Origin of the sequence: Pseudomonas sp. WS 5071 (assembly GCF_012985765.1) — a bacterium.
Lineage (GTDB): Bacteria > Pseudomonadota > Gammaproteobacteria > Pseudomonadales > Pseudomonadaceae > Aquipseudomonas > Aquipseudomonas lundensis_A.
This window is the reverse complement of sequence record NZ_JAAQWY010000021.1, coordinates 53,108-79,654: the sequence shown is the minus strand read 5'-3', so window position 1 is coordinate 79,654 and position 26,547 is coordinate 53,108. Positions and strand designations below refer to the sequence as shown.

Genomic DNA, 26,547 nt, shown 5'->3' with positions numbered 1-26,547 from the left:
GTCAGGCTTCATCAGAAGTGGAGGTAAGGGAATGGTCGCGACCAAGGCCAGAGACATGCTGCTTGGGATTGGGATCGTCCGCTTCATCAAACGTCTTCTCCCCGGGGTCCTTGCCTTCGGCGGACATGTGTTCGATCACCGCGTTCATTTCGGCGCCCAGCAACAACACCGCTGCCGAGATGTAGAAGTACAACAACAACACGATGATTGCCCCGATGCTGCCGTACATGGCGTTGTAGTCAGCGAAGGTCTTGACGTAGAAAGCAAACCCCAACGAAGCGGCGATCCACACCACCACGGCCAATACCGAGCCCGGCGTAATGAAACGAAACTTCTGCTCTACATCGGGCATCACGTAATACATCACCGCCACGGCCACCATCATCAGCAGCACAATCACCGGCCAGCGCAAGATCGTCCACAGCGTGACGACAAATTCTTCAAGACCGACCTGCCCCGCCAGCCAGCTCATCACCTGCGGGCCCAGCACCATCAAGGCGGCGGCGGCCAGTAACATGCCCGCAAGACCGATGGTGTAAAAAATCGAGAGCGGTAAACGCTTCCAGATAGGACGCCCTTCCACCACGTCGTAGGCCGCATTCATGGCGCTCATCATCAGGCGCACACCGGCCGAGGCAGTCCACAAGGCAATCACAATACCCACCGAGAGCAACCCGCCTTTGGACTGTTGCAACTGGTCGATCACCGGATTGACCTGTTCCAGCGCCTGTGGCGGCAGGACCAGTTCCGATTGCAGGCGCAGCCAACTGAAGAAGTCCGGCAGGTGCAAAAAACCGATCAACGCGATCAGAAACAGAATGAACGGGAACAATGAAAACAACATTTGATAGGCCAACGCAGAGGCGTACGTCGACATCTCATCGTCAATGAATTCCTTGACCGTACGGATCAATACTTTGCCCAACGGCAGGCCATTCAAGACCGGAAATAACATAGCGTCTCCTTTCGCCGCTCAATGAGAGGGTTTACAAGCCATACAACGACTTTAGCTGAGGGGTTTTACCTCAAAGTAGTCGAGTTGGCGACTTTGGAAACATGTCCGCGCCCAAGGTGTAAAAACGGCCATCACAGGATGGCCGTCATTTGTTTCTTCAGGCAAATCAATTGCCCACAGGATCCAGCGCCGTTCAGGCTTTGTCGACGGTCTTTTTAACCGCGTCTTTGGCCTTGCCGACCGCCTGCTGACCTTCGCCTTTCACTTCTTGGGCTTTGCCTTCTGCGCGCAGCTTGTCGTTGTCAGTGGCTTTACCAACCGTTTGTTTGACATTGCCTACTGCTTCGTTCGCCATGCCTTTGATCTTATCGCCAGTGCTGCTCATGGGATTTCTCCTAGTGAAATTTCGGATGTCATTAACTCGACAATAGGATTGACCCGAGGCTTTACAGAGGAGTTTCATTTATTTTCTGTGAGTCATTTCATCGCCCGACGCAGGTTGGGCTTTATGTTTGCCCGCGAACCCCCGAGAATGCGCGACGTATTCAGGCTCAGGCGCTGAAGATCCAGAAAGACAGGAAGGTTATGAAACTCGATAAAAAGCAGGCCATTGCCCGCAGAAACCAGGCACTTGGCGGTGCAGTGATCGGCGTCAACAACGGTCACTTCGCCTCACTCAACACCAACAAAAATATTTGGTGGTTCGACATCCCGCTGGCCCGCCTGGCCATTGGTCAGTACGAATGGGTGCACCTGCTGCTGCACACCCCAAGCACCGATGAACTGCTGCACGTGAAAGTGACCACGGCGTTTCTGCGCGAGAAGCGCGAAGGCATGGTGGTACGTGCGACCCACAAGCGCACGCCGACCATGAGCCTGGAACTGAGCGCTGACAAGGATTCGTTTTTGCAGGACGTACGCCCGACCGGCACCGGTGTGAACTTCGCCCAGTTCTTGCAGAAGTAGCCCGCTGCAGAAACGACAAAGCCCCGCATTGCGGGGCTTTGTCGTATTCGGGCAGTTACTTTTTCAGGCCCAGCTTTTTCAGCTCTTCGTCACGTAACTCGCGACGCAGGATTTTGCCCACGTTGGTGGTAGGCAATGAGTCCCGGAACTCAACGATCTTCGGCGCCTTGTAAGCCGTCAGGTTGGCACGCATATGCGCCATGACTTGCTCCTTGGTCAGCGTCATGCCCGGCTTGACCACGATGAAGACCTTGATCAACTCGCCGGTTTTCTCGTCCGGAATGCCGATGGCCGCTGATTGCAGCACGCCCGGCAGCGAGGCCATCACGTCTTCCAGCTCGTTGGGGTACACATTGAAGCCCGAGACCAGAATCATGTCTTTCTTGCGATCGACAATGCGCATGTAGCCGTCCGGCTGGATGATGGCAATGTCACCCGACTTCAACCAGCCTTCGCTGTCCATGATTTCGTCGGTGGCGTCAGGGCGCTCCCAGTACCCTTTCATGACCTGCGGGCCCTTGATGCAGAGTTCGCCCACTTCACCCAGCGGCAACTCTTCACCGGCATCGTTGATGACTTTGCACAGGGTCGACGGGACCGGAATACCGATGGTGCCGACCTGGATGTTCTGAATCGGGTTGACCGACGCCACTGGGCTGGTTTCGGTCATGCCGTAGCCTTCGCAGATCGGGCAGCCGGTCACGGCTTTCCAGCGTTCGGCCACGGACAACTGCAAGGCCATGCCGCCCGACAACGTGACTTTAAGCGCGGAGAAGTCCAGCTTGCGGAATGCTTCGCTGTTGCACAGCGCCACAAACAAGGTGTTCAGGCCCACGAAACCGCTGAACTTCCATTTCGACAGTTCTTTGACCATGGCCGGCAGGTCACGGGGGTTGCTGATCAGCACGTTGTGGTTACCGATCAGCATCATCGCCATGCAGTGAAAGGTGAACGCGTAGATGTGGTAAAGCGGCAATGGCGTAATGAGGATTTCGCAACCTTCATTGAGGTTGGAGCCCATCAGCGCCTTGCACTGCAACATGTTGGCGATCAGGTTGCGATGGGTCAGCATCGCACCCTTGGCCACGCCGGTGGTGCCACCGGTGTATTGCAGCACGGCTACATCGCTGCTCGGCGGGTTGGCATCCCTGACCGGCTGGCCGTGCCCTTTGCTCAGCACATCGTTGAACTTGATGGCATTGGGCAAGTGATAGGCCGGCACCATTTTTTTCACGTACTTGATGACGCTGTTGATCAGCACGCGCTTGAACGGAGACAGCAGGTCGGCCACTTCGGTGATGAATACGTATTTGACGGACGTTTGGGGCACGACTTTTTCGGCCAGGTGCGCCATGTTCGCCAGACACACCAGCGCCTTGGCGCCCGAGTCATTGAATTGGTGTTCCATTTCCCGCGCGGTGTACAGCGGGTTGGTGTTGACCACGATCAAGCCGGCGCGGATGGCTCCGAACACAGCGATGGGGTATTGCAGCAGATTAGGCAATTGAACAGCGATGCGATCGCCGGGTTGCAAGTCAGTGTGCTGTTGCAGATAGGCCGCAAAGGCACCCGACAATTCGTACAGTTCACCGTAGGTGATGGTTTTGCCAAGGTTGCTGAACGCCGGTTTGTCGGCGAAGCGTTGGCAAGATTGTTTCAGTACCGTCTGGATATTTGGATATTCGTCCGGATTGATTTCAGCAGCAATCCCAGCTGGGTACTTATCCTTCCAAAAGCCTTCAAACATGGAAGCCCACTCCTCAGCGACGCGAATTCTTCACCGCATTTGATGCGGTTATTATTTGTTTGATTTTTATAATTGATAACTCTGGCTTTTTACTTACCGAGAAGTCACAAAGCGCGCCGAGAGTAGCAGCTTTGCCAAAGGCCGCCTAGAGCCAAAAGTGGGCTTCAAAGTAACCAACCTGACTGTAGGACAATCCTAAGTCATCATTAGAATAAAAACTCAATATCGTTCAAACCCCTTCTATTCCGGGCCTCTCCGGGCGGAGGCGGCACGCGGGTCCTATTAATGGAGACGAATAAAAACGCCCGTTCACGTCGCGTAAACGGGCGTTTGTCGCCTGGTTGAACGAATCAGGCGATATCACGCAACTCACGGCGCAAGATCTTGCCCACCGGGGTCATGGGCAATGACTCGCGCAGCACGATTTGCTTGGGGACTTTATAACCGGTGAAGTTGTCTTTGCAGTAGGCCTTGAGTTCTTCAACCGTGACCCCGCCCTCACGTGCCACCACGAACAATTTGACCGCCTCCCCGGTGCGCTCGTCCGGCACACCGATGACCGCACAGTTCGCCACTTTCGGGTGAGCCATGACGATGTCTTCGATTTCGTTGGGGTACACATTGAAACCGGACACGATGATCAGGTCTTTTTTGCGGTCCACGATGCGCACGAATCCGTCCGGGTCAATCACCGCCACATCGCCGGTTCTGAACCAGCCTTCAGCGTCGAGCACTTCAGCGGTGGCTTGCGGATTTTGCCAGTAGCCTTTCATTACCTGCGGGCCCTTGACGCACAACTCGCCTCGCTCCCCCAACCCGAGATCGACCCCGTCGTCACTGATGACTTTCATCGCAGTGCCTGGCACTGGCGTACCCACCGTGCCCAGCCGTGCCAACGAACCACACGGGTTGGCGCTGGCCACCGGCGACGTTTCGGTCAGGCCATAGCCTTCGACGATGCGGCAACCGGTGAGTTTCTCCCAGCGTTCGGCCGTGGCCTTGACCAAGGCCGTACCGCCGGAGTTGGTGACTTTAAGCCCGGAGAAGTCCAGCGCCTTGAAATCCGGGTGATCCATCAACGCCACGAACAACGTGTTAAGCCCCAGAAACGCCGTGAAGCGCCAGTTGCTCAGCTCTTTGACAAACCCCTTGATGTCACGCGGGTTGGTAATCAGTACGTTGTGGTTGCCGGTGACCATCATGCACATGCAATTCGCGGTGAAGGCATAGATATGGTAAAGCGGCAACGGCGCGATCATGATTTCGCGTCCGTCGCGCAGGATCGACTGCCCCTGGGCGTCATGCTGCGACAGGCACGCTCGCACTTGCAGCATGTTGGCAACCAGATTGCCGTGGGTGAGCATCGCGCCTTTGGGCAAACCGGTGGTGCCACCGGTGTATTGCAGCACGGCAATGTCATCCAGGGTCGCGTTCAGGGCATGAAGCGGCTGACCGGCGCCACGGTGCAAAACGGTTTTGAAAGACACCGCCTGCGCCACGTTGTAGGCCGGTACCAGCTTTTTGACTTTGTCGACCACCAGGTTAGTCACCCAGCCCTTAACCGCGGGCATCATGTCGCCCATTTTGGCTTCAATCAGGTAGTCGATGTCGGTGTCTTGCAAGACTTCCTGCACCCGCTTGCCGAACATGTTCAAGTACACCAGCGCACGAATACCGGCGCTTTGGAACTGATGGCGCATTTCACGGGAGGTGTACAGCGGGTTGGTGTTGACCACCACTAACCCGGCACGTAGCGCACCGAATACCGCGATGGGGTATTGCAGGATATTGGGCATTTGCACCGCGATGCGGTCACCCGGCTTGAGGTCGGTGTGCTGCTGCAAATACCCGGCAAATGCCGCACTGTGACGCTCAAGCTCGGCATACGTGAGGGTCACCCCCAAATTGCTGAAAGCGGGCCGGTCGGCGAATTTCTTGCAGGAGCGTTCAAACACATCCACGACCGACGTAAAAGCCGTCATATCGATGTCCAGCGGTACACCGGCGGGACGTTTGTCATTCCAGAAATCAGGTTGCATTGTTTTTATCCTCTTACCTGAGCCAGTCTGGCCGCCTCTTTCATGCACTAAAAAGCGGAACCTGCGGACGTTAACAGTTCTCAAGTAGTAGGCAAATACAGCGATCTTCGCCATTTACATCTTGAATTGTTTTGCTGCGACGCCGCCGGTTGAGTGGCCAGCGCGCAAATGCGCTATACACTGCTACGACTCGCGAGGAAGGACTCACCATGACCACGGACAGTTTTTGGCTGGATGCAAATGACCGCACCGGTCTTTTCGTCAATCGCTGGCTGCCCGCTGGCGCAGCGAAAGCCATTGTGTTGCTGGCCCATGGCATGGCGGAACATGGCGGGCGCTATGCACGGCTGGGGGACGCCCTGTGCAGTGCCGGTTTTGGGTTGTACGCCCACGATCAGCGTGGCCACGGCAAGACCGCCGAACGCGGCACGCCGGGCTATTTTGCCGATCACGACGGCTGGTGTGCCATGGTCAGCGACGTGGCCACCCTGCAACAGCACATCAATCAGGCACATCCCGGTGTTCCGGTGTTTTTGCTGGGGCACAGCATGGGCAGTTACGTCGCTCAATCTTATTTGCTGCACCACAGCGCCAGCCTGCACGGCGCGATCCTCAGTGCGTCGAACTTCCAGCCGGCCATGCTCTACCGCGCGGCCAGCCTGATTGCCCGCTTTGAACGCTGGCGCCAGGGACCAACGGGGCGCAGTGCGCTGATCGACTGGCTGTCGTTCGGTTCATTCAACAAAGCCTTCAAGCCCAATCGCACCCGCTATGACTGGCTCAGCCGCGACCCTGCCGAGGTCGATGCCTACGCGGCAGATCCGTTGTGCGGGTTTCGCTGTACCAACCAGTTCTGGATCGATCTGTTGGGCGGTTTGCAGCAAATCAGCACACCCGCGAACCTGTCGCAGATCGACGCGAGCCTGCCAATACTGATCATTGGCGGGGAATGTGATCCGGTCAGTGCAGGCAAGCGTCTCACTGACTTGGCCAATGCCTTGCGCCAGTCGGGCAATCAGTCGGTACAACTGAAGGTGTACCCCCAGGCGCGGCACGAACTGTTTAATGAAACCAATCGCGATGCGGTGATGGCCGACGTGATTGCCTGGCTCGAACAGGCACTGACTCACCCACGGCCCGCGCGCAGCGAATGAACACCCAGCATCATTAAAAAAGCCATTAGAATCAAAAACTTGCAATTAAAACCGGCACAGGACATGCGCTAGATGACTCAAGTTACCAACACCCCGTACGAAGCCCTCGAAGTCGGCCAGACGGCCAGCTACAGCAAAACTGTGGAAGAGCGTGACATTCAACTGTTTGCGGCCATGTCCGGCGACCACAACCCGGTCCACCTTGACCCGGAGTTCGCCGCGGCAACCATGTTCAAGGAGCGCATTGCGCACGGCATGTTCAGCGGCGCTCTGATCAGCGCGGCCGTCGCCTGCGAGTTGCCCGGCCCCGGCACCATTTACATCGGTCAGCAAATGAGCTTCCAAAAACCGGTGAAGATTGGCGACACCCTGACCGTACGCTTGGAAATCCTGGAAAAACTGCCAAAATTTCGCGTCCGTATTGCCACCCGCGTATTCAATCAGCGCGACGAACTGGTGGTGGACGGTGAGGCCGAAATCCTCGCCCCGCGCAAGCAACAGACCGTCACCCTGCCCACCTTGCCCGCCATCAGCATTGGCTGAATGACACGCATAAAAAAACGCCGGATAACCGGCGTTTTTTCATTTCAGCCTGAACTTAAGACTGAGCACGCGCCTGGTTGCGCAGCGCTTTCACCTGATCGTGATTGCGTTGCACGCCGTGATATTGGCGCTCTACCAGGTCACGGATACCCAGCAGGTTATGCTTGGTGATTTTCTCAAGGGCTTCTTTGTAAGCCTTCAGCGCATGGTCTTCACCGCGCTCGGCTTCGTTCAGCACAGCCTCTTCATCCTTACCGGTAAACATGGACTTCACGTCCACCCAACGGCGGTGCAAATCACCGGCAACGCTGGTGCTGGTCTCCGGGTCGCCGCCAAGTTTGCGCACTTCTGCCTGAAGTTCAGCGGCGGCGGTTGCGCAATCAGCGGAACGTTTGGCAAACAGGGCTTTGAGTTCAGGGTGCTTGATGTCTTCTGCACAGGTTTTGAAACCTTCCTGGCCGTCTTTGCTGGTTTCGATCAGATCGTTCAAAACTTTGATGGATTCTTTATTGATGTCAGTCATTGTTCAATTCCTTACAAGGTTGAGGATCGTGCAATAGAGATTGCATGGCCCGTGCCAGACTTTTAATTTTTATAAAACCCTTTAAAAACAAAGACTTAATAATTAACTGAACTTCTGTATCCGGTTTTTTTGCATGATCTGTCAATTGGCCTGCATGCAGAATGCCTGTATTTTCCAGATCAACGTTTCACGCCAGAAAAGGCCGAACCATGAACCCCGAAAAACTCGAACTGCTGGTAACCCGCGAAATGCCGTTCGGCAAATACAAAGGCCGGCTCATTGCTGACTTGCCCGGCCAGTACCTGAACTGGTTTGCCCGCGAAGGTTTCCCCCATGGAGAGCTGGGTGGCTTGCTGGCCTTGATGCAAGAGATCGATCACAACGGGCTGTCCGATCTGCTTGACCCGTTGCGCGCCAAACACGGAAAACCCAAACCTCGCCATTGACAGAGCGCCCCCTATGCCAAGGATTGAAGACAACGCCCGCGACGAACACTTCTGGCACGCCATCGCTCAACGCTACGACGTGGCCCCCGGCCCGATCAATCTTGAGAACGGCTACTTTGGACGCATGACCCGCGGCGTCGCGCAGGACTACCAGCGTCAGGTCGACTTTATTAACCGCAGCAACTCAGTGCACGTGCGTCAGCGCTTCGACGACACGCAAAGCCTTGAAATCCGTGCTCACTTGGCCGACATGCTGAAGGTCGAGCCCGCCAGTATTGCCCTGACCAACCGCGCGTCGGACGCCTTGCAGTCGCTGATCCGCAACTACACAGGCTTGCAGCCCGGTGACCAGTTGCTGATCTGCGACCTCGAATACCACAGCGTCGAATACGCCATGCGCTGGGTGGCACAGCAACACGGGCTGGAGATGATTGAAATCACCCATGCCCACCCCGCCACGTACGAGAGCCTGCTCAACGGCTATCGAGAAGCCTTTACGCAACACCCGCGCATCAAACTGATGGCCCTGACCCACGTCACCCATCGCACAGGGCTGGTGATGCCGGTGCAGGCGATTATCGAATTAGCGAAAGAGCATGGGGTCGATGTCATTCTGGACGGCGCCCACGCGCTGGGGCAGATCGACTTCGACCTGCCGGGCATGGGCGTGGCATTTGCCGGTTTTAACTTGCACAAGTGGATCGGTGCGCCATTGACGCTGGGCTTTATGTACATCGACCCGCAGCGGTTGGCCGACATTGCGCCGGACATGGGCAGCCAGCACTACCCGGAACCGGACATCCGCAACCGTGCCCCATACGGAACACCCAACATTCCGGCGTGGTTGAGCCTGCCCAAAGTGCTGCAAGAACACCTCGACCTGGGAGGTTCCAAGGCCAAGGGCGAGCGCCTCAGGGCCCTGCGCGATCTGTGGGTGCGTGAAGCGCGCACGCTGCCGGGTATCGAAGTGCTGACGCCCGACGACCCGCGCCTGTATTGCGCCATCACCTCGTTGCGCTTTACCCACCTGGATGATCAGCAGCCGATGGTCGAGCGCCTGCTCAAGGACTACAACCTATTGACTGTGGCGCGTAATGGCTCGGCGTGCGGCAGTTGCATTCGCATCACCGTGGGCATGGCCACGACGCGGGATGACATCCATCAATTGATCCGGGCGTTGCGTGAGCTGGCTGTGGGCTAACAATCGCGCCTCACGGCAAAACACACAGGAAAAAAAAAGGTGCGCCGACCAAGCGCACCGAAAAACCGTAGAACACACAACACATTCGTGAAACAACCCTTAGTCCAGCAGCGCCAGCGCCTCCGCTGTGCATTCCTGGATGCGGGCCCAATCGCCGTTTTTGATCCACTCGCTGTCGAGCATCCAGCTGCCGCCTACACACATGACGTTTTTAAGCGCCATGTAACTGCGGATGTTGGCCGGGCTGACGCCCCCGGTCGGGCAAAACTTCACTTCACCGAACGGCCCGCCCAGCGCCTTGATGGCCGCAACGCCACCGCTGACCTCGGCCGGGAACAATTTGAAACGGCGATACCCCAGCCCGTAGCCTTCCATGATCCCCGAGGCATTGCTGATACCCGGCAGCAGTGGAATGTCGCTGGCCACACTGGCTTGCAACAGGTCGCGGGTGATGCCCGGCGTGACGATAAATTGCGAGCCGGCTTCTTCGGCTGCTGCCAGCATATGGCGGTCCAGGATGGTGCCAGCGCCCGTCACCAGCTCGGGGCGCTGGTCGCGCAGGATGCGAATCGCCTCCAGCCCGAACTCCGAACGCAGGGTCACTTCAAGGGCATTGAGACCGCCCGCGGCCAGCGCATCGGCCAGCGGCAAGATGTCCTGCTTACGCGCAATGGTGATGACCGGCAGGATCCGGGCCTTGGCACACAGCGCATCGATCAGGGCGACTTTCTCAGCCATCGAAACGTTCGGGGTGGTTGTTTGCATGGCAGCTGATCCTTGGCTCATGGGCACCAGTAAATCTCTAACGTAGGTTGCAGAAAGGCTCGAATCGGCAGGGCAGCAACATCATGGCCAGCCAACGCCGTGTTAAGGGTGTTCAATTTGGCCGGCCCCTGAATCGACAGCACAGTGTGCTTTGCACTGCTCAGCAGGCTGCGACTCATGCTCAGGCGCTGATGCGGCACGGTCGGCGCCAGCATCGGCCAGCAGCGGCGCTGGTTATTGAGGTCCAGTGCGCTGGCCAGATTCGGGCTGTCAGGGAACAGCGAGGCCGTGTGACCGTCATCGCCCATGCCGAGGATCAGCACGTCAATTGGCGGTAACTCGGCCAACTGGCGATCGGCCTGCTGCGCGGCCTCTTCCAGATTGGCCGCCACGTTGTACAGCCCCACGAAGCGGGCCTTGGCTGCAGGGCCTTGCAGCAGGTGTTTTTTAAGCAAGCCGGCGTTGCTGTCGGCGTGTTCAACCGGCACCCAGCGCTCATCGGCCAGGCTGACCACCACGCGCGACCAGTCGACAGGCTGTTTGATCAGGCTGTGAAAAAACGCTACCGGGCTGCGACCGCCCGACACCACCAGCGTGGCCGTGCCTTGCTGTTGAATCGCTTCGGTCAATTGCACGGCCACAGCCGCGGCCAGTTCATCGGCCAATACCGCCGGTGATGTGAAGGTGTGCGCAATGACGCCTTCAGGCAGTTTCAAATCAGATATCGCCATACCAGGACCTCCCGTCTCGGGTAATCAGGGCAATGGAACTCATCGGTCCCCAGGAGCCCGCCGCGTAAGGCTTGGGCGCATCGCCAGACTTCTTCCAGCCGGCGATCAACTGGTCGCACCATGTCCATGCCGCTTCAATTTCGTCTTTGCGCACAAACAGGTTTTGGTTACCGCGCATGACTTCCAGCAACAGACGCTCGTAAGCGTCCGGGACCCGAGCACTGTGATACGTGTCGGAAAAATTCAATTGCAATGGCCCGCTGCGCAGTTGCATGCCCTTGTCCAGGCCCTGATCTTTGGTCATCACGCGCAACGAAATGCCTTCGTCCGGTTGCAGGCGAATGATCAGCTTGTTGCCGATTTGCAGACGCTGCTCCGGGGCGAAGATGTAGTGCGAAGGTTCTTTGAAATGGATGACGATCTGCGACAGCTTTTGTGGCATGCGCTTACCGGTGCGCAGGTAAAACGGCACACCCGCCCAACGCCAGTTGCGGATATCAGCCCGCAGCGCGACGAAGGTTTCGGTGTCGCTCTGGGTGTTGGAATTTTCTTCCTCCAGGTAGCCCGGCACCGACTGCCCTTCGCTGTAACCGGCGATGTACTGGCCGCGCACCACTTGGGTGGTGAGACCCTCCGGGGTAATCGGCGCCAGCGCCTTGAGCACTTTGACCTTCTCGTCGCGAATGCTGTCGGCCGAGAGGTCCGCAGGCGGGTCCATCGCGATCAGGCACAACAGCTGCAACAGGTGATTCTGGATCATGTCGCGCAGTTGACCGGCCTTGTCAAAGTAGCCCCAGCGCCCTTCGATCCCGACCTTCTCCGCCACGGTGATTTCCACGTGGGAGATGTAACGCTGGTTCCACTGGGTTTCAAACAGGCTGTTGGCAAAGCGCAGGGCGATCAGGTTTTGAACGGTGTCTTTGCCCAGGTAATGGTCGATGCGGTAGATGCGGTTCTCGGGAAAGAACTGCGCCACGGCGTCGTTGACCTTGCGCGAGGATTCAAGGTCCGAGCCGATCGGTTTTTCAAGCACCACGCGGGTGTTTTCAGTCAGGCCAACGCGGGACAGGTTTTCGCAAATGGCCCCGTACACCGCCGCCGGTGTGGCGAAATAGGCGATCAAGCGTTGTGCGGTGCCCGCCTGTTCGGTCAGCGCCACGTAATCGTCAGTCTTGAGAAAGTCCACATGCAGGTAGCTCAATCGGGCCAAAAAGCGGCCGATGGCTTGATCTTCGATTTCCTTGTCGCCCACGTACTGGCGCAACTGGCTGTCAATATGGGCCAGATGCGTGAGTGCGTCGCCCGGCTCGCGAGCCAACGCCAGAATCCGCGTGTTGTCATGCAGCAAACCGGCGCGATCCAGTTGATACAAAGCAGGGAACAATTTGCGCAACGCCAGATCGCCAAGGGCGCCAAACAAGGCAAAGGTGCACGGTTCAACCGTAATCGAAGACATGATGTTGGTTCTTTTATCAAGTTAAGCTACAAATACCTTTTTTCAAGGCATCACTCAAGGAGAAATGTAGTAATAAACACAACATTTTCTCTAAATGCAGATTGCTACTAGTGGTGGTATCGGGCCAACAGTAGGATAGGCCACCTTTCAGCGCCGCATTCGCATGCGGCTCTTTTGCATCGACGCCCCAAGGAACATAAATGGACCGCGTGCGCAATCTACTCGAACAAATCAAAGGCCGCCTCGAAGAGCTGAACAAGGCCGAGCGTAAGGTGGCCGAGGTCATTCTGCAAAACCCGCAGCAGGCGACCCGCTTCAGCATTGCGGCGCTGGCCCAGGCTGCGTCGGTCAGCGAGCCGACCGTCAACCGTTTCTGCCGCTCGTTCGGCGTCAGCGGTTACCCCGAGCTCAAGCTGCAACTGGCGCAAAGCCTGGCCAGCGGCGCCGCGTATGTCAGCCGTGCCGTGGAAGCGGACGACAACCCCGCCGCTTACACCCAGAAAATTTTCGGCAGCGCCATCGCCTCCCTCGACAGCGCGTGCCAGGCGCTGGACCCCAATCTGATCAGCCGGGCCGTGGACCTGTTGATTCAGGCCCGACAGATCCACTTTTTCGGCCTGGGTGCTTCGGCCCCGGTAGCGCTGGATGCACAGCACAAGTTTTTTCGCTTCAATTTGGCGGTGACGGCCCACGCCGACGTGTTGATGCAACGCATGATTGCGTCGGTGGCCCACACGGGCGAGCTGTTTGTGATTATTTCGTACACCGGGCGCACCCGAGAACTGGTTGAAGTGGCGCGCATTGCACGGGCCAATGGCGCGTCGGTGCTGGGCTTGACGGCTGAAAACTCGCCCCTGGCCAAAGCCAGCACCTTGAGCCTGAACATTCCGCTGCCGGAAGACACGGACATCTACATGCCCATGACGTCGCGCATTATCCAGCTGACCGTGCTGGACGTGCTGGCCACCGGCATGACCCTGCGCCGTGGCGTCGACTTCCAGCCACACCTGCGCAAGATCAAAGAAAGCCTCAACGCCAGCCGTTACCCGGTGGGCGATGAGCTGGAGTAAGCGCCGGGCCGGTCAAGTCCAAGCGCGAGCCGCAGGCTCATCAGGCATGACATAACCCCGCCCGGGCATGCAGGCTCAAATGCGCTTGCTCACCCGGCGCCAGGCTCTGGTGCCGGGTGCCACCACTGGTGGATTCGACACACACAAACCCCATGACTTCACTCCAACTGACGCCCAATAGCGGCCGTTTGCCGGGGTGCCACACCACTGTGTTGCCGCTGTCGCCTGTATCAATGCTCAGCGCGCGCTGCCAGGCATGGTCGTTGAGTTGCATTTCACCGTCGTGGTGAAACACGCGCTGGCAACCGCCTTCCACCCGCAACTCGCCTTTTTGTTCGCACGGCTCACGATTCAACTGGTCATAACCCACCACCCCGTCCAGCCCGGACAGCGCTACCTCAGCAACGTCACCAATACGCCAATAGGCGCGCAGTGCCTGACTCATGTGGCAAGGTTCGTCGTCCTGGTGTTCGGTACTCAGGCGCAGCGTCATGCTTTCACCCAAGCGGGCGTGCAGGTCCACTTGCCAGTCGCACAGTTGCAAACGCCAGTGCAGGCTCACGCCTTCTTCGTCGGCATGACTGTCCAGCAACTTCCAGTCAATCAACCGCGCCCACCCATGGGACGGCCAGGCATTTTCGCTAGGATGACGGCCATACCAGGGCCAACAGATCGGTACACCACCACGAATGGCGCCCACCTGCGGCCATTTCGCCGCGCACCATAGCCAGGGCTTTTGCCCCGTCGGCTTGAAGTGCAACAACTGCGCGCCCTGACGGCTGAACACGGCCTGACAATGCGGGTGATCGATTACCAGCACGTCGCGCTGCTGAAAGCGCTCCCACTGAAAGACGGGCTGTTCACGTTTGGACTTGAAAAAGCGATGAAGCGGATGCTCGTGCATGTGCCGCAATCCTGAAAAATCATGCGTCGGGTTGGGTCGACCCGAAAAAAAGCGGATAGCCAAGGCTACCCGCCAGATAAAGCGCAAGCTTGGCGCGATCAGAACGTCGACTGAATTTTCAGCCCGGCGACCAGTGCGTTATCCACCTTGTCCACCCCCCCCGGATGGGTGATGTACTGCAGGTTTGGACGCACGGTCAGCCAATTGGTCACGTGGAAACCGTAGTTGAGTTCGTAGTTGTACTCGGTGGAACGCAGAGGCGAGTACAGCGGGTCACTGTAGTCAGTGGCGCCGATGGATGCGTTGATCAGCTCAGCGCTTTTTTTCACGTCATCGTTGACATGAATACGGGCGGCACCAATACCGATGTCATCCTTTGGACGCGCATCGAAGGGGCCTTTGTACACAAACATCAGCGACTGGTAGTTGTCGACGATGTTGGTGGCCTTGTCATGGAAGGTGGCATTGGCGGCTACGTGCAGGCCGCGGGTGGGGTCACCATTGTGCTGAGTGAGCTGTTGCTGCACGACAAACCAGTAACCGTGTTTGCTGTCGCGCACGCGGTAACTTTGGCCATCATTGGTGAGGTCGACTTTCACGTCATCCGCCGGGGCGGTGCTTTTGTAGTAACCGACACGGTATTCGCCCGGCAACTCATTGACCTTGGGCGACCACACCAATTCAACCGGCAGCACGGTACCTTTGGTGCCGCTGCCACTGAGCTTGAAGCCGTTGCCGTGTTCCAGTTGCGACGGGTTCTGGTTGTAGGCACCGATTTGCGCATACAGCTCGGGCGTGATGTTGTACTTGACCCGCAACGCCGCCTGACTGACCGGCCAGTTGTACCAGATGTTGGTGGCCCAGTTGCCCACCTGGGAGCCGCAGAACGCCAGGTTCTGGAAGTCGCAAGGGAAGGTGTTGAAATCCTCGCCTTCGCCAAAGTACCCCGCTTTGACGTCCAGCTTGCCTTCCAGGAACTGGTGCTGGATCCACAGCTGGGTCAGACGCACCATGTGGCCACGGCCGTAGACTTCCTGCGATGAACTCAACGTGCCAGCACGCGGATCGCCAACGCGGTCATTGGAGATGTTTTCACCATTACGGTTGGTGAGCTGAATCTTGGCCTGGGTGTTATCCCATCCCCAGAGTTTTTCCAGGTCCAAGGCCACGCCCAAACCAAACTGATCGCTGTAGCGCGCCGTTTTGTCGTGGTTGTAACCCCCGTGCAGGTTGGCCCCCACCTCACCGACGTAATCGGCCTTGATGTCGATACCCTGCTCGATCAACTTGGTCCGCTCGCCGCCCCAGTCGCCGGTCATCCATTTCGAGTCGGCGCTGAACGCGTCGGCTGCATAACTGCCGGTTGCACCCAGGCTGAGTGCGGCCATCACCGACAGTTGGCAGGCCAGACGGGTGCGGGTCATTGTGTTGTTCATCCCTTGGATCCTCGTTGGTTTCTTATTGGCTTTGTTTAACGCGGCACCGCTCAAGAAGCACCTGATGACAGGCTCCCTGTACAGATTCAACGCCCCTTGAAATGCGCCACGTTATCCGCCCGGCCCTGCGCAGGGGGCGCATTCATCGCCCCCAATCGCTCACCTGTGTTCGCATCAAACAGTAGCACTTTCGCAGGATCGAACTGCAAGTTGAGGCTTTGACCGACCTGAGGCGCATCATCAGGGGCCAGACGGCAGCACACTTTGCTGCCATTGAGGTTCACAAACACCAGCGTGTCCGGCCCGGTGGGCTCTACCACCTGCACTTCAGCCCGAATGGTCGGCAACCCGTTGGGCTCGTTAGCCGCCAGCACGATCTGCTCGGCGCGAATGCCGACGATCACGTCACGGTCCTCCAGACCTGCATCACGGGTGCCCAACGGCAGCTCGCAACGCGCCTGCCCGCTGTCGAGCAACGCCACCAATCGCCCTTCCTGACGCTGCAAACGCAACGGGATGAAATTCATCGGCGGCGAGCCGATAAAACTGGCGACAAACAGGTTGGCCGGATCGTTGTAGATCTGTTTCGGGGTGCCGAACTGTTGGATGATCCCGTCTTTCATCACCGCCACTTTGTCGCCCAGGGTCATGGCTTCGATCTGGTCATGGGTGACATACACGGTGGTGGTTTTCAGACGCTGGTGCATCAACTTCATTTCCGTGCGCATCTCGACCCGCAGCTTGGCGTCGAGGTTGGACAACGGCTCATCGAACAAATAGATCTTCGGTCGCCGCGCCAGCGCCCTGCCCATGGCCACCCGCTGCTGCTGCCCGCCCGACAGTTGGCCGGGCTTACGGTTGAGCAGGTGCTCGATCTGCAGCAGCTTGGCCACCCGCGCCACTTCTTCATCAATGGCGGCCGTGCTCATTTTGCGAATCTTGAGACCGAAGGCGATGTTGTCGCGCACGTTCATCGTCGGGTACAGCGCGTACGACTGAAACACCATCGCAATGTCGCGGTCCTTGGGGCTCATGCCGCTGATGTCGGCGTCGTCCACCAGAATCGCACCACCGCTGATGCTCTCCAGCCCCGCGATGCAGTTCATCAACGTGGATTTGCCGCACCCCGACGGGCCGACCAGAATCAAAAATTCGCCGTCGTCGATTCTCAGTTCGATGTTTTTCAGCGTGTCCGGCAAACCCTTGCCATAGGTTTTGTTGACATTGCGTAATTCGAGCGTTGCCATGCGTTACCCCTTGACCGCGCCGGACGTCAGCCCGCGCAGGAAATACTTGCCCGCAAAAATGTAGACCAGCAGTGTCGGCAGCCCGGCAATCATGGCCGCAGCCATGTCGACGTTGTATTCCTTGGCCCCGGTGCTGGTATTGACCAGGTTGTTCAGCGCCACAGTGATGGGTTGCGCGTCGCCGCTGGCGAACACCACGCCGAACAGAAAGTCGTTCCAGATTTGAGTGAACTGCCAGATCAGGCACACCATGATGATCGGCACCGACATCGGGAGCAGAATGCGCCCGAAAATCGTGAAGAACCCCGCTCCGTCCAGACGCGCCGCCTTGACCAGTGCGTCGGGGATGCTCACGTAGTAGTTGCGGAAAAACAGCGTCGTGAAGGCCAGCCCGTAGACGACGTGCACCAGCACCAGGCCGGTGGTGGTGTTGGCCAGCCCCAGCTTGCCGATGGTGAACGAGGCAGGCAGCAATACGGTCTGGAACGGCAGGAAGCAGCCGAACAACAGCAACCCGAAAAACAGCTGCGAGCCGCGAAAGCGCCACATCGACAGGACGTAGCCGTTCAGGGCGCCGATGAACGTGGAGATCAGCACTGCCGGGACGGTGATTTTGACCGAGTTCCAGAAATAGCCACCCACGGTGTCCCACGCCTTGATCCAGCCAATCCCGTCGATCACCTGCGGCCAGCTCAGCAGGTTGCCGGTGCGGATGTCTTCCGGGCTTTTGAAACTGGTGAGCAGCATCACCACCAGTGGCACCAGATACACCGCTGCGGCGAGGATCAACGTGGCGTAAATCGCCAGACGGCTGAAGGTAAAACGCTGCGCATTAATCATGGCGTTTATTCCTCAGCTCGGAGTACAGGTACGGCACCAGAATGGCCAGAATCGCCCCCAGCATCATGATGGCGCTGGCAGAGCCGACGCCCATTTGCCCACGGCTGAACGTAAAGGAGTACATGAACATGGCCGGTAAATCAGACGAATAACCCGGCCCGCCCGCGGTCATCGCGGACACCAGGTCAAAGCTCTTGATGGCGATGTGCGCCAGAATCATGAACGCACTGAAAAACACCGGACGCAGGCTGGGCAACACAATGCGCAAATAGATGGTCGGCAGGGTTGCGCCATCGACTTGAGCCGCGCGAATGATGGATTGATCCACACCACGCAACCCGGCCAGGAACATCGCCATCACAAAGCCCGAGGCTTGCCACACGGCAGCGATCACCAGGCAGTACACCACGCGGTCCTGATCCAGCAGCCAGTCGAACCGAAACCCCTCCCACCCCCAGTCGCGGAGCATCTTGTCGAGCCCGAGCCCGGGGTTGAGCAGCCATTTCCAGGCCGTACCGGTGACGATCATCGACAGCGCCATCGGGTACAGGTAAATGGTGCGAATGAAGCCCTCTTTGCGAATGCGCTGGTCGAGCAATACGGCCAGAAAAACCCCGATCACCAGGCTGATGGCAATAAACAAACCGCCAAACACCGCCAGGTTTTTACTGGCCACCCACCAGCGATCGTTTTCCATCAACCGCACGTATTGCTGTAAGCCCACCCATTTGTAACTGGGCATAAAGCTGGAGTTGGTGAACGACAGCACAAAGGTCCACAAAATGTAGCCATAAAAACCGACCAACACGATCAGCATGCTGGGTGCCAGGACCAACTTGGGCAACCAGCGTTGCAGCGCATCAAACGGCGAGGCTTTACTCAACACAGCCACGGCACTCATCGAATTGCTCCCGAGAGGGTATGCCGGCATCTGCCTTCGCACATGCCGCACACGCCGGGTATCTAAGGGGGACGCCGCACGGGTGTGCGGCGGTTCATGTCAGCGGATTACTGGGCAGCCTTGATCGCGGAAGCCAATTGCTTGCCAGCCTTTGACGGATCCGCGTTTTTGTCACTCATGAAGTTGGTGACGACATCAAAAATGGCGCCCTGCACCGCCAGAGAGGTGGCCATGTTGTGGGCCATGCTGGGCAACTGCCCTTTTTCACCCGCGCTGGCAAAGTCTTTGGCCGAGGCTTGAGCGCAGCTGTCGAACTTGCTCATGTCCAGGTCATTGCGAACCGGGATCGAGCCTTTGTTCTGGTTGAACACGTACTGGAACTCCGGCTCCAGTGCGACTTTGGCCAGATCGTCACGCGCGGCATTGTTGCCAGGGGTGTCGTTCTTCTTGGCCAGTTTGAACATCGCCAGTGAGTCGATGTTGTAGGTAAAGCTGCCGTCGGTACCGGGGAATGGCACACACTCGTAATCGGTGCCAGCTGTTTTACCGGCAGCCGTCCATTCACTTTTCGCCCAGTCGCCCATGATCTGCATGCCGGCCTTGCCGTTAATGACCTTGGCGGCTTCGAGGTTCCAGTCTTGCCCCGTGCCGTCCGGATCCATGTAACCCTTGAGTTTTTTCAACTGGGTGAAGACCTCGGTCATCTGCGGGCCGGTCAATGTGGCTTCATCTTGATCGACGAAGACCTTTTTGTAGCCCTCCGGCCCCATCACGCTCAGCACCAGGTCCTCGAAGACCGTGCTGTCCTGCCAGGGTTGCCCGCCGTGGGCCAACGGAATAAAACCGGCCGCCTTGAGCTTGTCGCCTGCTGCATACAGCTCGTCGAGGGTGGTAGGTGCCTTTTCGATGCCCGCTTTCTTGAAGACCTCTGGGTTGATCCACAGCCAGTTCACACGGTGGATGTTCACCGGTACGGCAACGTAGTGGCCTTCGTACTTCATGGTCTCGGAGACCGTTTTAGGGAGCAGTGCTTCCCAATTGTTGGCCTTTGCCACATCGTCCACTTGGGTCAGCAACCCTAGCGCGGCCCAGTCCTGAATGTCGGGCCCCTTGATCTGCGCGGCAGACGGCGGGTTACCGGACACGGCACGGGTTTTGAGCACGGTCATGGCCGCGGCACCGCCGCCCCCTGCCACCGCGCTGTCCTGCCAGGTGTAGCCGTCTTTTTCGACCAGTTTTTTCAGCACATCCACCGCTTTGGCTTCGCCACCGGACGTCCACCAGTGCACGACTTCAACGTTGCCTTTGGTGTCGGCGGCGTAAGCATGGAGGGGAAAAATCGAGGCGAGGGAAATAACAAGGGCGAGGCGATTGAACGCATTCATCGGTAGACCTTTCTTGTTGTTATGACGGGGCAAGTCTGGTGCTTGCGCTTGGGACGAGTGTAGTCATCCGGCATAGGCCGCACGTAACGAAGAGATGCGCCTTTGTCACAAGTCAGTGACAAATCACTCACGTGCTACACGCTCAAACAGCAACCGTATTCCACAAGTTGGCGAATCTGAAAAAAAGAAGATTCTTTTCCATCAGACGTGTAAAGCAATTTCCGCTTTGCCTGTAGGACGCATCCCTAAGTCCCTTCCCCACGTTGTACCCATTAAATACATCGGCGAATCTTCTCTACATCGTTACAACTTATGAACGGATGTCGACACCCATCAGGAGATAGCAGCCATGTCCAGAAGTAACCCTTTTCTGCCCAACCAGCATTTTATTTACCCTCTCAAACATCAGAACGGTGAGATTTATGCCTGGAAAGTCGATATCCAGCGTGCAGGAAAAGTTCACGTTCAAGTGTTCGATGCGAGCGAGTATGGCGGTATAGACGCCGCGTTACAGGCCGCTGAACAGGCGCGCAATCAATGGGTGTTGAAGATGCCGCAGGCCTTTAGCTATGAAAACCGTCAACGCTTGATGCCCCATAACACCAGTGGCCATCCCGGGGTTTACCGGATCCAGTCCAACAACATTGAATATTGGCGGGCCACCACCCGTATTCACGGTTACAACTTGAGCAAAAGTTTTCGTATCGACCGTTATGGCGACGAGCAGGCCAAAATGATGGCGTTGCAAGAACGCGAGCGGCAGTTAACCCTGTGTAACGAACCCTACGACGTGGCCATGGAAAAACTGCAGCAGCACTTCAGTCAAACCAGCGCCCGCATTCGCGAAAATCGCATCAAGGCGGCCATGAACAAAAAGGCTCAAGAACCCGAAACCGAGTCCGCGGCCAGTTCGTGCCTGGAGCCCGTACTGCCCATCACGCCAGAACAGGCAAGCCTGTCCATCAGTCGGCATCTGGCGGCAAGCGGCAAGTGAGCCACAGGCCTGTGTGGTTGCTGTTGCAGGGTGCGCCGGGCAAGCGCCGGGGCCGCTTTAATCCGCTGTTCGCGGTACTGACAACGTGACCCGCAGGCCACCGCCGCGCACGTTTTGCAAGCTGACTTCTCCGCCATGGCTATGGGCAATGTTGCGGGCAATGCCCAACCCCAAGCCATAGCCTTGCTGATGCCCTGACAACCGGAAATGCGGCTCGAACACTTGCTCCAGTCGCTGTTCGGGAACCCCGGGGCCGTCATCGTCGACATGCAACACGAACGCGTGCGCGTGGTCTTCAATCACCAGGTGCGCGTGCTTGCCGTATTTGAGCGCATTGTCGATCAGGTTGCCCATGCACCGGCGCAAGGCCAGGGGCTTGCCAGAAAAGGGTCTCGACGCCCGCCCGGTCACCGTCACGCGGCCATTGCCGTCGGGCAGCAAATAGGGCTCGATTAAACATTCGAGCAACAGGTTCAGGTTCACCGGCTCGATGTTTTCGTGGATGTCCGTGTCTTTCACACACTGCAAGGCGCCTTTGACCAGCAGTTCAAGCTCATCCAGATCTCGGCCGAATTTGTGCTGCAACGCTTCGTCTTCCAGTAGCTCGACGCGCAAGCGCAAACGGGTAATCGGGGTTCGCAGGTCGTGGGAAATCGCGCTGAACAACTGGCTGCGCTCGGTGAGGTAACGGCTGATGCGCACCCGCATGGTATTAAACGCTCGCCCGACCTCAGCCACCTCACTGCCGCCCCCGATTTCGACTGGCTCGACTTGCTCCTCGCCCAGTGACAAATCCCGCGCTGCACGGGCCAGACGCTTAAGGGGCCGACTTTGCCAGTGCACCAGCACACCGATGGAGAGCAATAAAAACCCGCTGCTCAGCGCAATAAACCATAACTGCATCGCGGGCAGGCCTTCTTCCTCAAGGCTGGTATAGGGCTGGGGCAACAGGGAAGCGATATAGAGCCACTCGCCGGGGGACATCTGGATTTGCGTCACCAGCACCGGTGGGTTGACCGGTTCCAGGGTCAGGGCAAAGTGCGCCCAAGAGCGCGGCAGCTCATCGAGCGTCAGCCCGGCGTTGAAGATCCGCAGGTCTTGCGGGCTGACAAACTTCACCGACAGGTCGACAGCAGGGCCCAGGGATTGGCGCAGCACTTGGTCCACGGCCTCAAGCACAGCCTGTTTGCGCTGGGTCAGTGGCAACGCGCGCATGTCCAGGGGCCGCTCATTGAGGCTGACGACAAAGCGCGTGCCGCCCATGCTGCGCATCTGGTCCAGCACCAGCGGCCGGTATGCCAGCGGCAATGACTTCATGTAGGTGACGGTGGCGTTCATCGAATGCGCCAGGCTGCGCGCACTGGTGACAAGCCCTTGCAGTTGCGTGGCCCGCAGTTGCGACAGCCAGATCACGCTGGACAAGGTTTGCGCCAGCAAGATGGCGATCAAGGTGAGCAACAACATACGGCCGAGCAATGAGCGGGGCATACGCGGCCGGCGCCAGTACTTAATGGCCATGACCTGTCGTGACCTCGGCGGCCAACTGATAGCCGCTGCCGCGAATGGTGCGGATCAGTCGCGGGGGCTTTTCGGTATCGCGCAGGCGCTGGCGCAAGCGACTGACCGCCATGTCGACGATGCGGTCCAACGGCATCAGGTCGCGGCCACGGGTGGCATTGCCGATGGTGTCACGGTCCAGAATTTGTTGCGGGTGATCGAGAAACAATTTGAGCAAGGCAAAGTCGGCCCCCGAGAGAATGACTTCTTCGCCGTCGGTGTGAAACAGGCGATGGGTCACGGTGTTCAGGCGCCATCCTTCAAAGGCCATGATTTCGTGACCGGCACCGGCACTGGCAAATTGCACACGCCGCAGCAGCGCTTTAATCCTTGCCTGCAATTCACGGGGGCTGAACGGTTTGCCCAGGTAGTCGTCGGCCCCCAGCTCCAACCCCAACACGCGGTCGGTTTCGTCGGAGCTGGCAGTGAGCATGATGATGGGCGTCTGGGCACAACGGGGGTGCTGCCTGACCCAGCGACACAGGCTGAAGCCATCTTCGTCGGGCAGCATGACGTCCAGAATCAATAAGTCGCAGGGCGTGTGTTCGAGGGCTTTGCGAAAGCCCGCGCCATCACTCACCGTGCTCACCTGAAAACCGGCGCGGGTCAGGTAGATGTCCAACAGGTCGCGGATTTCCTGATCGTCGTCGACCAGCAAAATGGATTTACCGAGTGAGCTCACAGCGGTGTTCCTTATTGTTTTTGTGAGTGCGGCGTTTCGCGGTCAGGCGAACGCTTGTTGCAATGCCACGCCCGCCCCCATCAACCCCGGATACGGCGCGGTGACCAGCCAGACCGGTATGCCCGTGAGGTAATCGCTCATGCAACCTTTGTCAGCAAAGCTGCGGGCAAAACCACTGGCCATAAAACGGTCGGCAAAGCGTGGCACCACGCCGCCGACAATGTAGACGCCGCCACGTGCGCCCAGTGTCAGGACGTTGTTGCCCGCCACTCGACCCAGCCAGCAACTGAACTGCTCAAGGACCTGTAAGGCAATTGGGTCGCCTGCCAGGGCAGCGGCCGTGATGGCGCGGTCACTGTCGAGCACAGGTGCATGCCCGTCCACCGCGCAAATCGCGCGATAAAGACGCGGCAAGCCGCTGCCGCTCAGGACGGATTCGGCGCTGACGTGACCGATTTCGTTGTAAATGTGCTGCCACAACAGGACTTCACGCGGGTTACTCATGGGCAAGTCAACGTGCCCGCCCTCGCCGGGCAAGGCCATCCACTGCGCCTCGCCCAGGCTCAGCAAAGTCCCGACGCCCAGGCCGGTGCCGGGCCCGATCACCACCGAAGGGCGCAGCGGTTCGGCCAGGCCGGCACACACCTGGCGCACGTCGCCCGGTTGCAGGCGCGTCATGCCCAGCGCCATGGCACTGAAGTCGTTGATCAGCAGCAGGTTGTCCACCTGCAACGTCTGACAAAACGCCGAACGGCTCAGGCGCCAGTGGTTATTGGTAAAGCGAAATTCATCGCCGCTCACCGGTCCGGCGACGGACAGGCACACCGCGCCGATCGCGCCCAGCGGCAAGTTCAAGCCTTGCAGGTAGAGCTTGATGGCATCTTCCGGGCATGCAAAGTCGGCAGTGGCCAGCACGCTGACTGCGCGCAGTTGATCGTTTTCCCACAAGGCAAACCGCGCGTTGGTGCCGCCGATGTCACCGACCAGAGCAAGCTTCATTTAAGGTTTTCCAGAGACGAGGTAAAGGTACTGGCGCCCTGCTCGGCCGAGCTGAAGGCCTGGCGCATAAACGCAAACAACTCGCGCCCGGTGCCGACCGCGTCGCTCAGGGTGCCGATGGCCGGGGTGCGTGCGGCGAATTCTGCCTCATCCACCAACAGTTGCAACGTACCTTTGACGCCGTCGACGCGAATCATGTCGCCATCCTGCACCCGGGCCAGCGGACCACCGACGGCCGCTTCCGGGCTGACGTGGATCGCCGCCGGAATTTTGCCGGAAGCGCCTGACATGCGTCCGTCGGTAATCAACGCGACCTTGAAACCGCGGTCCTGCAACACCCCCAAAAACGGCGTCATCTTGTGCAGCTCCGGCATGCCGTTCGAACGCGGCCCCTGAAAGCGCATGACGGCGACAAAATCGTGTTCCAGCTCACCCGCCTTGAACGCATCGGCCAGTTGTTGTTGATCCTGAAACACCCGCGCCGGGGCTTCGACAATTTGATGCTCGGGCGCCACGGCCGAAACTTTCATCACCCCGCGCCCCAGGTTGCCTTCCATCACCCGCAATCCGCCCTCGGACGAGAAGGCGCGTGCAACCGGACGCAAGATGCTTTCGTCGAGGCTTTCAATCGGGCCATCACGCCATACCAGCTCGCCGTCCACCAGGAACGGTTCGCGGGTGTAAAGGCTCAGGCCGCGACCCGCCACCGTGTTGACGTCTTCATGCAACAACCCGGCTTCCAGCAGCTCGCGAATCAGGAATGCCATGCCGCCAGCGGCCTGGAAGTGGTTGATGTCGGCCTTGCCGTTGGGATAGACGTGGGACAGGGTCGGCACGACTTCGGAAAGGTCCGCCATGTCTTGCCAGGTCAGTTGAATCCCGGCGGCCCGGGCGATGGCGGGCATGTGCAAGGTGTGGTTGGTGGAACCGCCGGTGGCATGCAACGCCACGATGGAGTTGACCAGCGAACGCTCGTCCACGATCTCGCCCAAAGGCATGAAGTTGCCGCTTTGCCGGGTCAGGCGGGTGACTTGATGCGCGGCCTCGCGTGTCAGCGCATCACGCAAAGGCGTGTAGGGATTGACGAACGAGGCGCCCGGCAAATGCAGGCCCATCACTTCCATCAACAGTTGGTTGGTGTTGGCGGTGCCATAAAACGTGCAGGTGCCGGGGCTGTGGTAGGACTTCATCTCCGATTCGAGCAGCTCTTCGCGGCTGGCTTTGCCTTCGGCGTAGCGCTGGCGCACGTCGGCCTTTTCCTTGTTGGAGATGCCCGATGGCATCGGCCCGCCCGGCACGAAGATCGTCGGCAAATGGCCAAAGCGCAGCGCCCCTATCATCAGACCCGGCACGATCTTGTCACAAATGCCCAGCATCAGCGCCGCGTCGAACATGTTGTGCGACAGCGCGACCGCCGTCGACAGGGCGATCACTTCGCGGCTCAGCAGGCTCAGTTCCATGCCCGCTTCGCCTTGCGTCACGCCATCGCACATGGCCGGGGTGCCGCCTGCGAACTGCCCGACCGAACCCATTTCACGCAGGGCCTTTTTGAGTTGCTCGGGAAAGTGCTCGTAAGGCTGATGCGCCGAGAGCATGTCGTTGTAGGACGAAACAATCGCTACGTTGGCGGCGTTCATCAAGCGCAGGTTGTTTTTATCTTCCGTGCCACACCCGGCCACGCCATGGGCGAAGTTGGCACATTGCAGCTTGCCGCGTTGCGGGCCATCACTGGCGGCGCCACGAATGAGTGTCAGGTATGCCTCACGGGTTGCTCGACTGCGGGCAATAAGACGCTCGGTGACTTCAAGAACGCGGGGATGCATGTGTTGAACTCCAGGCTAACGGATGTGGCGACCTGTGCGTGTCCTATGCTGATCGAGGGGCCAGACACGCACTTCGATCATTTGGACCCGTTGATTCAGGTCACTCGTTGTAGATAAAACAAAATATTGCCACCAAAATGGCTTGTTTTCTATTTCTATGCGAATAATCTTGTAATTCCAACA

Annotated in this window: 25 protein-coding genes; 7 read left to right on the top strand and 18 right to left on the bottom strand. The window is 58.4% G+C overall.

The window, feature by feature from the left end; all coding sequences use genetic code 11:
* Position 1: 1 nt before the first annotated feature.
* Both HBN61_RS14335 and HBN61_RS14330 read right to left on the bottom strand, forming a co-directional pair.
* Positions 2–955, bottom strand: coding sequence for a YihY/virulence factor BrkB family protein (locus tag HBN61_RS14335; protein ID WP_094994246.1), 954 nt, complete (start codon positions 953–955; stop codon positions 2–4).
* 193 nt (positions 956–1,148) lie between these two features.
* Positions 1,149–1,340 carry a CsbD family protein gene (locus tag HBN61_RS14330; protein ID WP_047277023.1) on the bottom strand — a complete coding sequence of 64 codons (192 nt, stop codon included), beginning with the start codon at positions 1,338–1,340 and terminating at the stop codon, positions 1,149–1,151.
* A gap of 200 nt (positions 1,341–1,540) precedes the next feature.
* On the opposite strand from HBN61_RS14330, the gene HBN61_RS14325 reads away from it, so the two are divergent.
* Complete coding sequence (locus HBN61_RS14325; protein WP_094994245.1) at positions 1,541–1,921, top strand: hypothetical protein; 381 nt, start codon at positions 1,541–1,543, stop codon at positions 1,919–1,921.
* A gap of 55 nt (positions 1,922–1,976) precedes the next feature.
* Here the strand turns inward: HBN61_RS14325 and fadD1 are convergent, their stop codons facing one another.
* Positions 1,977–3,668: a long-chain-fatty-acid--CoA ligase FadD1 gene (fadD1, locus tag HBN61_RS14320; protein WP_047277026.1), complete on the bottom strand. Its 1,692-nt coding sequence runs from the start codon at positions 3,666–3,668 to the stop codon at positions 1,977–1,979.
* A 350-nt stretch (positions 3,669–4,018) separates the two neighbouring features.
* Positions 4,019–5,707 (bottom strand): long-chain-fatty-acid--CoA ligase FadD2, encoded by a 1,689-nt coding sequence (gene fadD2 / locus HBN61_RS14315; RefSeq protein ID WP_047281059.1) that lies wholly within the window; start codon positions 5,705–5,707, stop codon positions 4,019–4,021.
* Positions 5,708–5,916: 209 nt separating this feature from the next.
* Between fadD2 and HBN61_RS14310 the strand changes: the two genes are divergently transcribed.
* Together HBN61_RS14310 and HBN61_RS14305 are read left to right on the top strand one after the other, a co-directional pair.
* A complete protein-coding gene (locus tag HBN61_RS14310; protein WP_083333323.1) occupies positions 5,917–6,861 on the top strand; it encodes an alpha/beta hydrolase in 945 nt (314 codons plus the stop codon).
* Between the two features lie 72 nt (positions 6,862–6,933).
* Positions 6,934–7,404 carry a MaoC family dehydratase gene (locus HBN61_RS14305; protein WP_047277033.1) on the top strand — a complete coding sequence of 157 codons (471 nt, stop codon included), beginning with the start codon at positions 6,934–6,936 and terminating at the stop codon, positions 7,402–7,404.
* 55 nt (positions 7,405–7,459) lie between these two features.
* Here the strand turns inward: HBN61_RS14305 and HBN61_RS14300 are convergent, their stop codons facing one another.
* Entirely contained in the window at positions 7,460–7,927 is a 468-nt protein-coding gene (locus HBN61_RS14300) for a ferritin-like domain-containing protein (protein ID WP_047277035.1), read from the bottom strand.
* Between the two features lie 209 nt (positions 7,928–8,136).
* On the opposite strand from HBN61_RS14300, the gene HBN61_RS14295 reads away from it, so the two are divergent.
* A complete protein-coding gene (locus tag HBN61_RS14295; RefSeq protein WP_047278153.1) occupies positions 8,137–8,373 on the top strand; it encodes a DUF3820 family protein in 237 nt (78 codons plus the stop codon).
* 13 nt (positions 8,374–8,386) lie between these two features.
* Entirely contained in the window at positions 8,387–9,574 is a 1,188-nt protein-coding gene (locus tag HBN61_RS14290) for an aminotransferase class V-fold PLP-dependent enzyme (RefSeq protein WP_083333322.1), read from the top strand.
* Between the two features lie 99 nt (positions 9,575–9,673).
* Here the strand turns inward: HBN61_RS14290 and HBN61_RS14285 are convergent, their stop codons facing one another.
* Genes HBN61_RS14285 through zwf form a run of 3 tightly spaced genes read right to left on the bottom strand, consistent with a single transcriptional unit; the run spans position 9,674 to position 12,526 of the window.
* Positions 9,674–10,339, bottom strand: a complete 666-nt coding sequence (locus HBN61_RS14285) for a bifunctional 4-hydroxy-2-oxoglutarate aldolase/2-dehydro-3-deoxy-phosphogluconate aldolase (protein WP_047277040.1) — start codon at positions 10,337–10,339, stop codon at positions 9,674–9,676.
* A 17-nt stretch (positions 10,340–10,356) separates the two neighbouring features.
* On the bottom strand, positions 10,357–11,070 hold the full coding sequence (gene pgl / locus HBN61_RS14280) for a 6-phosphogluconolactonase (RefSeq protein ID WP_170047007.1): 714 nt from the start codon (positions 11,068–11,070) through the stop codon (positions 10,357–10,359).
* On the bottom strand, positions 11,057–12,526 hold the full coding sequence (gene zwf, locus HBN61_RS14275; RefSeq protein ID WP_083333321.1) for a glucose-6-phosphate dehydrogenase: 1,470 nt from the start codon (positions 12,524–12,526) through the stop codon (positions 11,057–11,059). The genes pgl and zwf overlap by 14 nt, the downstream gene beginning before the upstream one ends.
* 209 nt (positions 12,527–12,735) lie before the next feature.
* On the opposite strand from zwf, the gene HBN61_RS14270 reads away from it, so the two are divergent.
* Positions 12,736–13,596: a MurR/RpiR family transcriptional regulator gene (locus HBN61_RS14270; protein ID WP_169835829.1), complete on the top strand. Its 861-nt coding sequence runs from the start codon at positions 12,736–12,738 to the stop codon at positions 13,594–13,596.
* A gap of 40 nt (positions 13,597–13,636) precedes the next feature.
* On the opposite strand, the gene HBN61_RS14265 is transcribed toward HBN61_RS14270, so the two are convergent.
* From HBN61_RS14265 to HBN61_RS14240, 6 genes are all read right to left on the bottom strand, one after another.
* The gene (locus HBN61_RS14265) at positions 13,637–14,500 is read right to left on the bottom strand and encodes a D-hexose-6-phosphate mutarotase (protein ID WP_047277048.1); all 864 of its coding nucleotides are present in this window, start codon (positions 14,498–14,500) and stop codon (positions 13,637–13,639) included.
* A 98-nt stretch (positions 14,501–14,598) separates the two neighbouring features.
* Positions 14,599–15,936 (bottom strand): carbohydrate porin, encoded by a 1,338-nt coding sequence (locus HBN61_RS14260; RefSeq protein WP_047277050.1) that lies wholly within the window; start codon positions 15,934–15,936, stop codon positions 14,599–14,601.
* Between the two features lie 86 nt (positions 15,937–16,022).
* Positions 16,023–17,183, bottom strand: coding sequence for an ABC transporter ATP-binding protein (locus tag HBN61_RS14255; RefSeq protein WP_083333320.1), 1,161 nt, complete (start codon positions 17,181–17,183; stop codon positions 16,023–16,025).
* Between the two features lie 3 nt (positions 17,184–17,186).
* The gene (locus HBN61_RS14250; RefSeq protein ID WP_047277053.1) at positions 17,187–18,023 is read right to left on the bottom strand and encodes a carbohydrate ABC transporter permease; all 837 of its coding nucleotides are present in this window, start codon (positions 18,021–18,023) and stop codon (positions 17,187–17,189) included.
* Entirely contained in the window at positions 18,016–18,924 is a 909-nt protein-coding gene (locus tag HBN61_RS14245) for a carbohydrate ABC transporter permease (protein ID WP_047277054.1), read from the bottom strand. Before HBN61_RS14245 ends, HBN61_RS14250 begins: the two co-directional genes overlap by 8 nt.
* A 107-nt stretch (positions 18,925–19,031) precedes the next feature.
* Complete coding sequence (locus tag HBN61_RS14240; RefSeq protein WP_047277056.1) at positions 19,032–20,309, bottom strand: ABC transporter substrate-binding protein; 1,278 nt, start codon at positions 20,307–20,309, stop codon at positions 19,032–19,034.
* A gap of 349 nt (positions 20,310–20,658) precedes the next feature.
* Here HBN61_RS14240 and HBN61_RS14235 point away from each other — a divergent pair, with 349 nt between their 5' ends.
* The gene (locus tag HBN61_RS14235; protein WP_047281065.1) at positions 20,659–21,303 is read left to right on the top strand and encodes an AP2 domain-containing protein; all 645 of its coding nucleotides are present in this window, start codon (positions 20,659–20,661) and stop codon (positions 21,301–21,303) included.
* A gap of 57 nt (positions 21,304–21,360) precedes the next feature.
* On the opposite strand, the gene HBN61_RS14230 is transcribed toward HBN61_RS14235, so the two are convergent.
* The 4 genes from HBN61_RS14230 to edd are packed head-to-tail and all read right to left on the bottom strand — an operon-like array spanning position 21,361 to position 26,364.
* Complete coding sequence (locus HBN61_RS14230) at positions 21,361–22,791, bottom strand: ATP-binding protein (RefSeq protein ID WP_202969406.1); 1,431 nt, start codon at positions 22,789–22,791, stop codon at positions 21,361–21,363.
* Positions 22,792–22,810: 19 nt separating this feature from the next.
* Complete coding sequence (locus HBN61_RS14225) at positions 22,811–23,542, bottom strand: response regulator (RefSeq protein ID WP_047282965.1); 732 nt, start codon at positions 23,540–23,542, stop codon at positions 22,811–22,813.
* 42 nt (positions 23,543–23,584) lie between these two features.
* Positions 23,585–24,541, bottom strand: coding sequence for a glucokinase (locus tag HBN61_RS14220; protein ID WP_083333317.1), 957 nt, complete (start codon positions 24,539–24,541; stop codon positions 23,585–23,587).
* Positions 24,538–26,364 (bottom strand): phosphogluconate dehydratase, encoded by a 1,827-nt coding sequence (edd, locus tag HBN61_RS14215; protein ID WP_047277063.1) that lies wholly within the window; start codon positions 26,362–26,364, stop codon positions 24,538–24,540. Before edd ends, HBN61_RS14220 begins: the two co-directional genes overlap by 4 nt.
* Between the last annotated feature and the right edge of the window lie 183 nt (positions 26,365–26,547).